This is a genomic window from Streptomyces bobili (genome assembly GCF_002154575.1).
GTDB lineage: Bacteria > Actinomycetota > Actinomycetes > Streptomycetales > Streptomycetaceae > Streptomyces > Streptomyces bobili.
In genome coordinates this window covers 1-2,794 of sequence record NZ_MUBA01000132.1, presented here as the reverse complement: position 1 = coordinate 2,794, position 2,794 = coordinate 1, and the positions used below count along the sequence as shown (strand labels likewise).

The 2,794-nt window shown below is 70.8% G+C and carries 4 protein-coding genes; 3 read left to right on the top strand and 1 reads right to left on the bottom strand.

The features are described 5' to 3' along the window. Together BZL64_RS12120 and BZL64_RS12115 are read left to right on the top strand one after the other, a co-directional pair. Positions 1-918, top strand: a 918-nt coding sequence (locus BZL64_RS12120; RefSeq protein ID WP_086768947.1) for a M1 family metallopeptidase, incomplete at its 5' end; no start/stop codon positions are given. A 13-nt stretch (positions 919-931) separates the two neighbouring features. After that, positions 932-1,309, top strand: coding sequence for a YchJ family protein (locus BZL64_RS12115; protein ID WP_107430275.1), 378 nt, complete (start codon positions 932-934; stop codon positions 1,307-1,309). Positions 1,310-1,342: 33 nt separating this feature from the next. Here BZL64_RS12115 and BZL64_RS12110 read toward each other — a convergent pair whose 3' ends face one another. Further along, entirely contained in the window at positions 1,343-2,044 is a 702-nt protein-coding gene (locus tag BZL64_RS12110; RefSeq protein WP_086768943.1) for a FadR/GntR family transcriptional regulator, read from the bottom strand. A 130-nt stretch (positions 2,045-2,174) separates the two neighbouring features. On the opposite strand from BZL64_RS12110, the gene BZL64_RS12105 reads away from it, so the two are divergent. Continuing rightward, entirely contained in the window at positions 2,175-2,693 is a 519-nt protein-coding gene (locus BZL64_RS12105; protein WP_086768941.1) for a gluconokinase, read from the top strand. The last annotated feature ends 101 nt before the right edge of the window (positions 2,694-2,794 follow it).

Here is a 2,794-nt window from a genome sequence, read left to right as displayed (position 1 = left end):
GCCACCACCGAGTACGCCGACAAGGCGTCGTACCAGATCTCGGTCACGACGCCGTCGGCGTACTCGGTGGTGGCGGGCGGCCGGCTGCTGACGCGGACGACGAAGGCGTCGACGACGACCTGGGTGTACGAGCAGTCCGCGCCGACGTCGAGCTATCTGGTCGGGCTGTCGATCGGCAAGTACCAGACGGTGCTGCTGGGCGATCCGGGGCTCGGCGGGGTGCCGCAGCACGGGCACATCCCGGCGGACCTGCTGCCCGAGTTCTCGCGGGACTTCGCGCGTCAGCCGGGCATGATGCACCTCTTCCAACAGCTCTTCGGGCCCTACCCGTTCGACGAGTACGCGGTCGTGGTGACGGAGGAGGAACTCGATGTGCCCGTCGAGGCGCAGGGGTTGTCGCTGTTCGGCGCCAACCACGTGGACGGGGCGCGGGGTTCGGAAAGGCTGGTGGCGCACGAGCTGGCGCATCAGTGGTTCGGCAACAGCGTGTCCATCGCGGACTGGCGGCACATCTGGCTGAACGAGGGCTTCGCCAAGTACGCGGAGTGGCTGTGGTCCGAGCGTTCGGGCGGCCGTACGGCGCAGCAACTGGCCGCTGTCGCGCACCGGTTGCTGTCGACGCTGCCGCAGGATCTGAAGCTGGCGGATCCCGGCCGCAAGTCGATGTTCGACGACCGGCTCTACGAGCGGGGCGGGCTCACCGTGCACGCGTTGCGCTGCGCGCTGGGTGACGACGCGTTCTTCCGGATGCTGCGCGCCTGGCTGGGCCTGCACCGTGGCGGCGCCGTCACGACGTCCGTCTTCACGGCTCACGCGGCGCGGTTCGCGGCCGAGCCGCTGGACGACCTGTTCGACGCGTGGCTGTACGGGACGGCGCTGCCGCCGCTGCCGTCGGCCGAGACGCGGGCGGCCGTCTAGGACAATGGCGGGCATGACGACCCGATCCTGTCCCTGTGGGCTGCCCTCGCCGTACGAGGCGTGCTGCGGCCGGCTTCACTCCGGGAGCGCCGCCGCCGCGACCGCCGAGGCGCTGATGCGGTCGCGGTACAGCGCCTTCGTGAAGGGCGACGCAAAGTATCTGCTGCGGACCTGGCATCCGCGGACCCGGCCGGGGCGGCTGGAGCTGGATCCGGGGATGCGGTGGACGGGGCTGGAGATCCTCGACACGGTCGACGGGTCGGCGTTCCACGCCACCGGGGTCGTGGAGTTCCGGGCCTCCTACCGGGGCGGGGAGCTGCGGGAGCGCAGCCGCTTCGAGCGGATGGAGGGGGCCTGGGTGTACGTGGACGGGGAGTTCCCGGAGCGGTAGCGAGGCAGCGAGGCGCGGACTACGAGGTGCGGGCTACGGCGCGAGGATGTCCAGTTCCTCCAGGGCGCCGACGGTGATCTCGCGGGTCAGCTTCTCGGCGCGGTCGGCGTCGCCCTCGCGGACCGCCTCCGCCACCTGCACGTGCAGCGTGACGGCCGTCGGGTCGGGGTCCTCGAACATGACCTCGTGATGGGTGCGGCCCGCGAGGACCTCCGCGACGACGTCGCCGAGGCGGGCGAACATCTCGTTGCCTGAGGCCGTGAGGATCACCCGGTGGAAGGCCACGTCGTGGATGAGGTAGCCCTCCAGCTGGTGGCCTCGCGAGTTGGCCACCATGCCGAGCGCGCACTCGGTCAGCTCGGCGCACTGCTGCGCCGTGGCGTTGCGTGCGGCCAGGCGCGCCGCGACCGGTTCGATCGCCGAGCGCAGGACGGTGAGCGAGCGCAGCTGGTGGGGACGGTCGGCGCCGGCCAGCCGCCAGCGGATGACCTGCGGGTCGTAGACGTTCCACTCGGCCTTGGGGCGTACCGTCACGCCGACCCGGCGGCGGGACTCGACCAGGTGCATCGACTCCAGGACGCGGACCGCCTCGCGCATGACGGAGCGGGAGACGTCGAAGCGCTGGGCCAGTTCGTCGGTGCGCAGGACGCTGCCCGGCGGGTACTCGCCCGCGGTGATGGCGGGGCCGAGGGTGTCGAGTACATGGCCGTGCAGACCCCGGCCCGGAGTGGTCATGCACTCAGCGTACGGGGTGGATCACGGAACCAATAAGTCAGACTTATTTGTCACAGACACTTGAATTCGTCGTACCTAATGGGTTTCAGTGTCGTCCACATCAGGTGTCGAGGAAGACAGCGAGGCAGAGATGCGAACCCCCCACGTCGTCGCGGTGATGGGCGTCGCCGGCACGGGCAAGACCACGATCGGTCCCCTGCTCGCCGCCCGACTCGGCGTTCCCTACGCCGAGGGCGACGACTTCCACCCGCAGGCCAACATCGCCAAGATGTCGGCGGGCACCCCGCTCGACGACGACGACAGGTGGCCGTGGCTCGACGCCATCGGCACCTGGGCGCACGAGCGGGCCGGGCTGGGCGGGGTCGTCAGCTGCTCGGCGCTGAAGCGGTCGTACCGCGACCGGCTCAGGGCCGCCGCACCCGGGATCGTGTTCGTGCACCTCGCGGGTGACCGGGCGCTGATCGAGGACCGGATGGCGCACCGGCAGGGTCACTTCATGCCGACCGCGCTGCTGGACTCCCAGTTCGCCACGCTCCAGCCGCTCGAAGCGGACGAGACGGGCGTGGCGGTCGATGTGACCGGGACGCCCGAGGAGATCACCGAACGGGCCGCGAAGGCCCTGGACGTCCTTCCCGAGCCGCAGCGGTAGTCGCCCCGCTCGAACGGGGCACCGCCACCGCGGTCCCGTAGTGACTCCGCGCTGCCCCGCACCTGTAGTGCCTCACCCCGTAGTACCCCTCTCCCCCATCC